General features: G+C 64.8%; 5 protein-coding genes, 1 tRNA gene and 1 pseudogene. 6 read left to right on the forward strand and 1 reads right to left on the reverse strand.

What is annotated here, in order from left to right:
* Positions 1-192: pseudogene (locus tag AB1460_RS34685) on the forward strand (hypothetical protein); the annotation flags it as partial.
* A gap of 77 nt (positions 193-269) precedes the next feature.
* Positions 270-343, forward strand: a tRNA-Ala gene (locus AB1460_RS34690).
* Positions 344-675: 332 nt separating this feature from the next.
* On the opposite strand, the gene AB1460_RS34695 is transcribed toward AB1460_RS34690, so the two are convergent.
* On the reverse strand, positions 676-2,916 hold the full coding sequence (locus tag AB1460_RS34695) for a GmrSD restriction endonuclease domain-containing protein (protein WP_368966588.1): 2,241 nt from the start codon (positions 2,914-2,916) through the stop codon (positions 676-678).
* Between the two features lie 323 nt (positions 2,917-3,239).
* Here AB1460_RS34695 and AB1460_RS34700 point away from each other — a divergent pair, with 323 nt between their 5' ends.
* The 4 genes from AB1460_RS34700 (at position 3,240) to AB1460_RS34715 (ending at position 7,218) form a co-directional block, all read left to right on the forward strand.
* On the forward strand, positions 3,240-3,749 hold the full coding sequence (locus AB1460_RS34700; protein WP_368966589.1) for a helix-turn-helix transcriptional regulator: 510 nt from the start codon (positions 3,240-3,242) through the stop codon (positions 3,747-3,749).
* Positions 3,746-4,375 (forward strand): nucleotidyl transferase AbiEii/AbiGii toxin family protein, encoded by a 630-nt coding sequence (locus AB1460_RS34705; RefSeq protein ID WP_368966591.1) that lies wholly within the window; start codon positions 3,746-3,748, stop codon positions 4,373-4,375. The genes AB1460_RS34700 and AB1460_RS34705 overlap by 4 nt, the downstream gene beginning before the upstream one ends.
* Positions 4,376-6,184: 1,809 nt before the next feature.
* Positions 6,185-6,673 carry a DinB family protein gene (locus tag AB1460_RS34710; protein WP_368966593.1) on the forward strand — a complete coding sequence of 163 codons (489 nt, stop codon included), beginning with the start codon at positions 6,185-6,187 and terminating at the stop codon, positions 6,671-6,673.
* Between the two features lie 224 nt (positions 6,674-6,897).
* Positions 6,898-7,218, forward strand: coding sequence for a hypothetical protein (locus AB1460_RS34715; protein ID WP_368966595.1), 321 nt, complete (start codon positions 6,898-6,900; stop codon positions 7,216-7,218).
* Positions 7,219-7,542: the final 324 nt, after the last annotated feature.

The raw sequence follows: 7,542 nt of genomic DNA on the forward strand, positions 1-7,542 counted from the left end.
CGCCAGCCCCACACCCACCCCGCGGCACTTCGCCCGCCCGGCTCCCACCTGCCCCAGCCGGTAGACCTGGCGCCGCCGGTGCCCGACGCCACGATCCGCCCGTTGCGGACGTACGCCGCCCTCGCCACAGCCACCGCCGGGACGGTGCGGCAGACGTCGCGAGACAGCACCGGGGCCGCAGCTCGCCCGTGACCGACAGGATCGTCCGCAACGCCCCGAGGGCGGTCACCCGTCCGCTGCCGGCGTCCTGTAAGCTTCAGTTGCTTCCAGGGGGTGTAGCTCAGCCTGGTAGAGCGCCTCCCTCGCACGGAGGAGGCCAGGGGTTCGAGTCCCCTCACCTCCACTCGACTTGGACGCCCCTTCGCCTTCCAGGAAGGCGAAGGGGCGTCTTCGTTATATCTGCCCGGGGGTCGAGCCCCCGGACCCCCACGTGCGCGATTGCCCTGGGCGGGTCGGGGGTGTTCGGGCGCGGTCAGAGGTTCGAGTCCCCGCGAGCCGGCCCGCCGTGCTCGCCGATCTTTGGCCGGCTTCGCGGTGGTCCGCGATGTTTTCGGGGGACGCCCCCGATCCCCCCCCACGGGCGCGATCGTTGTTCGGGTCGGGGTGTTCGGGCGGGGTGGGGGTTCGAGCCGGCCTTGAGCGTCGGCCGTGTCTGCACGAGGCATGGACGATGCACTACAGAAGCTTCACTCCGGCTTTCTCGGCACGGACTCGTAGCTGGTTGAGCGAGATTCGCTGGCCGTCGACTTGGACGAGCCAGAGGTCCATGCCCCTACGGGTGGGCCGGCCGGTGATCCCCTTGAGAGCAGCGTCGGGCGAGTTGTACCTCACGCCCTCGTAGAGCTCGACCAGGCCTCGGGGTACCACCGTGGCCTGGTGTTCGGTCCCTTCATGGACTGTGTAGATCTTCTGGCCTACCTGAATGACTTCCGCCCGCACCATCCTCGCCAAGGTGGTCCTGCCTCCGGCGGCTGCCTTCGTCGCACCCGCAGTCCGTCTCTGCGCAGGCGCTGATCTCTTCTTGGGCGCAGGCGAGTGGTTGGCCACAGGCGTTGTCTCCTGTCCGAAGCCGAGCGCCGCCGGACTCCAGATCCGTTCGCTCAGAGCGATGTACAGCTCACGCCGTGCCCGGACCGTGTCGGCGATCACCGGGTTATCGCCGAACGAGCGGAAGGTCCCCGCTAGGCCGTGCGAATCGATAAATCGTCGCAGTATCGGATAGTTCTGACGGTGGGCGGGATGGAGGATTGCGAGCAGGTTCGGCTGGCGGCGGTAATGGGCGATCTTCTCGCCATAGGGCATGTCTTGCAGGCTCGCGTTGTCGTTGGCAGGCAAGAGGACGAGGGCTCCGATCTGATTACGCAGATTCTCGAAATGGCGAGGGCTAAGCCCTTGCATGCCCGGATCGAAAGTCGTCGGCCACAGGTGTTCGATCTGCCAGCGGTCGGCTCGAGCGGTTCGCTCGAGGTACTGGCGGATGTCGTACTGTTTGACGGTCTCTGTCTCCACGTAGGCGATCAGTCGGGCGAGCAGGTAGCGCACCTGGTCGATGTTTCCGGGCCGGAAGGCGAACGCCTCCATGTCAGCGAACGGCTGGTCTTCCTCGGCAGTAGCGTCCCTCAGCACGCTCGCGACATCAGCCAGGTTTACGCACTTGCGCAGGGCGGGGATCAGCGCGCTCAGTTCTTCGAAGAGGTGCTGGTCGTCGACGTGGTCGCCGGCGATCGCGCGAAGCACGTACCGACGGTCGATGTAGTTGGCAAGTAACCGGGCCTTGTCCTGCACAGTTATGGTGTCGTCCCCGGGCTTGACCGCGGCGAGTAGAACCTTGTACTGGGATTCAATCCCGTTCACGGCGTTGTAGTAAATGCTCTCGAGTGCTCGCTCGCTTCGAGGTGCTTCGGCGGCTGAGAGGAACATCTGGTAGTTTCGGGCCATCGATGTCAGATCGTCGATGAACTTCGCATAGTCGTCCTCATCGCGTAGTTTCAGGTCTGGCGTATGGTCGCGCACCCACGCGTTCAGGTTCTCGCTGATCTCTTCGGCATCGGTCGATGTGTGACTGGCCAGGTCCGCGTGCTGCGCGACTAGGGCATCACGGAGGAAGTTTCGTGGTACGTCTGGATCCTGCCGAGCTGCCGTGAGTTCGCTTAGCATCGCCCGCCATGATCTGTTCAACTCGTCTTGGCGATCCCCGGAGCTCGAGAGTAGAAAGCTCTTGACGAGGTCGACCGAGGTCAGGCGGGCACCACGGTCGTTCATGGTCTCGAAGATCTTAAAGCCGTGATGCTTGTTCACAGCCCGGATCCCGGCCATCACGACGCGGTCGCGGAGCCAGTCCGTGAAGTCGTGAAGCGCATCGTCGATCTCCTGCTCGCGAAGGAGAGCGTCGAGCTGCTCGGCGCGGTCCCACAGGTTCCGGAGCGACAGCGACGCATTGGGTGGCAGTCGGTAGAGTCGGTTCTCGTGCCGGGCGCGGAGCAGCGGTTCCCGCTCGTCGGCATAGATCCTGATCCGGAACTCCGCCCCAGTGCCTGGTGGGTAATGCTCGATCAGGTTGTTGAGCGCATTGGCGATCTGGATTTCATTGCGTTCGAGTGCGAGCCGGCGCAACACGATGAACAGGAGGTGTAGCGTCGTGAACCGCTGCTGGCCATCCACGAGGACGCGTTCGCCGGGACGCTCTTCGTAGTAGACGAAGGGACCGAGGAAGTAGGGTTCGCCCTCGGCGAGGCGCCTTTTGCGGCTTGCCCGCCGGTTCCAGCTGTTGTTGAACTCGTTCCAAAGGTCAAGTACAAGCCGGCGAACGTCGCTGGCAGGCCACGAGTACTCACGCTGATAGTAGTCGATCGTATAGATGTGGGCCTTAAACAGGTCCTGCAGGTTCTGTGCGCCCTCCATGTGACCAGCGACCATGCGTCCCCCTCCGCCCCGATGCCCAGAGATATCTTGACGATGCCGCTGGCCATCCGTCATCGAATCGGCTGGATTCGTCCTCGCCTCCGCGGGACTTGTGGTCCGCGCGCCCGAAGATGTCCTCGCGGACGAGGCGGGTCTGTTGCGTCGGTCGAGATCGTGTCGTGCCTCTGCGGTCCAGACGCCACAAACCGGTTTGATCGACTACTTGGGCCGCCTGGCGGCAGGACTCATGCCAAGGTCATGTCGTATGGGCCGGCGAATGGACCGAAAGACGAATGGCGTATCCTATCGGATACGCTTCAGGTCGTGATGGAGGGGGAATGGTGGAGTCGCTGGCGGGCCGGCTGATCGAGTCGGCGAGACTGGAGGCGGGCTTGTCCGGGGCCGAACTCGCGCGGCGGGCGCGCACGTCGCGGCCGACGTTGGCGGCCTATGAGCACGGGGTGAAGTCACCGACGTTGGAGACTGCGACGCGCCTGCTGGCAGCGGCGGGCTTCCGGCTCGACGCGGTGCCGGTGCCCTCGTTCGAGGTCGTGGTGGACGGGCGGGGCCGACCGTTCACCGTGCCGGATCGGCTGCCCCGGCTCCCCATCCGGCAGGCGATGGCCCAGGTACGCCTGCCCGTCCATCTGAACTGGTCCGACCCCGATCGGACCTACGACCTCACGGACCGCCGACAGCGCCACCGGCTGTACGAGATCGTCCTGCGCGAAGGGACGGCGGAGGACATCCTCGCCTACATCGACGGGGCACTGCTCGTCGACGCCTGGCCGGAGCTGGTCCTTCCCGCCCCGATCCGGCAGGCCTGGAAACGGGTCGCCTTCAGGTGATCACATCGTTGCAGCGGGCGGTCGCGCGGATCTTCTTCGGGCTACCCGAAAGCGCGGGCTTCGCGGTCGCGGGCGGCGCCGCGCTCATCGCGCGTGATCTCGTCGACCGCCGGACCCGCGACGTCGATCTGTTCACCGCGCTCCCGCCCACGGCATCGATCCCCGACACTGCAGCGGCATTCGAACGCGCGGCGGCTTCGGAGGGCTGGGCCACCCGGCGGATCCAGCTCACGGACAGCTTCGCCCGACTCGTCGTCGAAGCAGACGGCGAGGCGCTGATCGTGGATCTTGGCATCGACAGCCCGCCGGACGAACCACCCACCCTCACCGAACTCGGCCCGACACTCGGCGCTCGTGACCTGGCGGCCCGCAAGACCCTCGCCCTGTTCGGTCGAGCCGAGGCGCGCGATTTCACCGATGTGCACGACCTGGCGAACGTCTTCACCAAGGATGAACTCGTCCACCTCGCCCAAGCCCAGGACGGCGGCTTCGACCTGCAGGTGTTCGCCGACATGATCGGAACCATCGGCCGGTTCACCGACGACGATCTGGGACTGCCCCATCCAGACGCCGAGCGGCTGCGCCACTTCTTCCACACCTGGCGTCAGGAAGTCACCGGCGGATGAGCGAAGACCGGCCCACCCGGATCTCAGTTCAACTATGCGCACGATTGTGGTCACCGGACACGTCCCGGCGTCCAGGCCCACCAGACCCGCGGAACACACGTTCGACTAGATGGCTGATGTTGGCGACCGGAGACTCACGGAACATCGCCCCTGGTCAGGAGCCTCGTGGAGACCGGCCGGACGGTGATCTCAGGTCCCTGGACCAAGATCAGACGGTTCTTATTGTGTTGCGTTAGGTCCACCAGAGTTGCCATGTTCGAATCCGGATCATGGTTTCTCTGTGTCTCGGTTAGCAATGCGCCGTCCGGTGAAGTCCCGGGCGGCGCTTTTGTCTGCCCGCTGTGGGCTCTGGTGTCGCCGTGGGCGAGTACAACAGTCGATCCTGTGGGGAGTGTGGGCTGAGGGTCTCGGAGCCCTCTGGGGTCCGCTGAGCGTTGATCAGGTTCTTGGTCTCGGTGGCGAGCCGCTGATCAAGATCCTTTCCGAGGAGCTGAGTCAGCGGCGGGTGCAGGTCCGCCGTGCGGATGCCACGGTCGTAGATCCAGAACCGGTGAAACACCGCCTGGTTCAGTTGCCGTTCCACCGTGGCGGGACCCGGTTCTCTCGCGCGGTTGGAAGAATCGTCGACAGGGGATTGACTCGGTCGGGTACAGTACCTGATACCGAACGTAAAGATCCGCTTGTCTAGGTTGATCCGCGGCACGATGTGGAGCCCTGTCTCTGGGGTTGACCGTGAATCCTCCGAGGACTGCGGCTGTCATCGGAAGACTGCCTGTCCTCGTCGTGGTGGCGGAACTATGGAACCGGCTGTCGGAGCCCTGCGAACGGCCAGAACGAACCACGAAGATCCACAGTGATGTCAAGCGCACCCTCTCCAAGACGACAGGACCGATGATCGGGACCTGTGAAGCGCGGCGCGAAACGCCGTGCTTCCCCTGTAGTTATTCCCCGTGAACGCATCCGGCATTCGCCGCGAAAACCAGGCAGAAAGTCCCGACCTTCCCGGGGGAAGCGATTCCGGATCGACCGCTTCCTCGATCATGTCCGGTCCCGCCCGTGGCGCATTCTCGAATGCGCCGGACCGGCCCGTCGCCGCTGTCGCACGGCGGCCGCTGTCGTCACGGAAAGTAGCGACTGCTGGCGCGGGAGGGCTGCTAATGTTAGCAGCCTGCCTGCTAACGTTAGCACCTGTGATAGCGATCTAAATGGCCGGTGAGCTGGTCTTTAGCGGTTAGCGTCCAGCGGCGCCAACCCCCGAAACCGTCGGAAAACTGGCCTCTGGACCCCCGACGGCCGCTAACGCGTCTCGAGCCGACGCGATGAACGCCACTCTTCGTAGTCGTCGCCGGGTCGGTGCCCGCATCCCGGGTCGGGTGCCCACCGACCTCCCACAGCCACGTCCGGTCTCACCGCAGGCACGGCTCCGCGGGTCCGCCGAAGATGCGCCGGTGCGGTGTCGAGGAAGTCTCCTGAGCTTCGGGATACCCTCGGCCCATAACGTGCCGGAACAGATCGACGCAAGTCACGTGACGCGCGCATAGCTTGGGCGTTATCCTTATGATCGCTCCGGCTCGTCCTCGGCTTCTGGACACGGCATTCCCCGAGGACCCCCTGGTTACGGGCCGAGAAGCGTTTGCATCGTGGTGCTGCAGCGCCTACCTCTCCGGCGGGCCTCCGGCACCGAGGTCATCGGTGCTCTCCTCTCGGCGATCGAGACGAGCCCTGTCCGATCGAGCCTCATGCTGCTCGAGTACGCGCCCATGGTCTGGATCCGTCGATGTCCTTTCAACCCAGAAAGCGGGACTATTTATGTTCATATGGCCCCGAATGACCACCGGACCCGAACGTCTCATGTTGGAGAGCATGCTTGACCGCAACCGGCAAGCGCTCATCGACACCGCGCGAGGGCTATCCGAGACTGACGCGCGGCGGCGCCTGGTCGTCTCACTGACCACACCGATCGGGCTGATCAAACACGCCGCCACCGCCGAGCGCATCTGGTTCCAGCGCACCCTGCTCGGCCTGGACGAGTCCGCATGCGACGGCTACGCGACCGGTGACGACGGCAGTTTCGTCGTCGCCGACGGCGAAACGCTGGCCGACGTGATCGCCGAGTTTGAGCGTGCCAGCGAGCGTTCCCGCGTGATCGCCGCCGACTTCGAGCTCGACGACACCAAGGCGCACCCCCGCGCTGGCGGGGTCAGCCTGCGGTTTGTCTACCTGCTCCTGATCGAGGATTTCGCCCGTCATGCCGGCCATGGTGACATTCTCCGAGAACAAATCACCGCCGCACGATAGGCGTTGGCAGGCTTGTGCAAGATCTGGTTGCAACCCAAGCGTCGGTCCCGGGTCGTGGCCGTTCGTCGGGCGGGCGCCAGAGTTCACTGTCGACTCGGTTGCCGAGGCGTCGCCACCGTAGACAGGTCGGCCCGCATGCGAAACCTCGACGGGTACGACGTGGCGCCTATCGAATTCGATGTCTCGCCGGGCTCCGAATCCGACGGTGTGGGCCTGGTGGTCCGGTGATTCCCGAGATCGGTGAGTCGGCCGTAGCGACCATGTACCGGCGGTATGTGATGAACCTACTCGACCTCGACACCGACCGGGAAGAGAAGTCGCCACTGACGAAGTCCGACTACCGCCGGGCGCTTTTCGCCATCCCCGGCACCGACCCCAGGCCCCTTCTGATCGCTGGCCACCAGGTAACCGAGGACGAAGCGGTCGCATACGAATACGGCCAACAGGCGATGCTGGACGCGCTCTTCGTCAAACTGGGTGAACTCTGGCGGCCCCATGTCCTCGAATCATCCGGGAAGACGGAACGGTCGCCGGACCGGCGGTGAGGTACCCACCAGCCAACCCGAGCGCGAATCCGAGTGCGGCCATCCGCTAGCAGAATGCTTGCCAGAGCTAGCGCTTGGGTGGGGAGTCGTGGGAACGCGGAGGGCCCACCGGGGCATCCCCGGCGGGCCCTCGGCTGCGTGAAGTCGAACTGCTAGGCCACGTTATCGCCCTGTCTGGCCGCTCCGCGTTCCCGCAGGTACTGATGATTAATGTGTGGTGTTAGTTGGCCTGGTGATGGCCACAGATATGCGGGTAGACCGTTTGTATGAGGTATGCGACGGGTGGCGGGTTGACGCCCGCCGAGCAGGTGGAAAGGGAGAGGA

Source organism: Parafrankia sp. FMc2 (genome assembly GCF_041008525.1).
Lineage (GTDB): Bacteria > Actinomycetota > Actinomycetes > Frankiales > Frankiaceae > Parafrankia.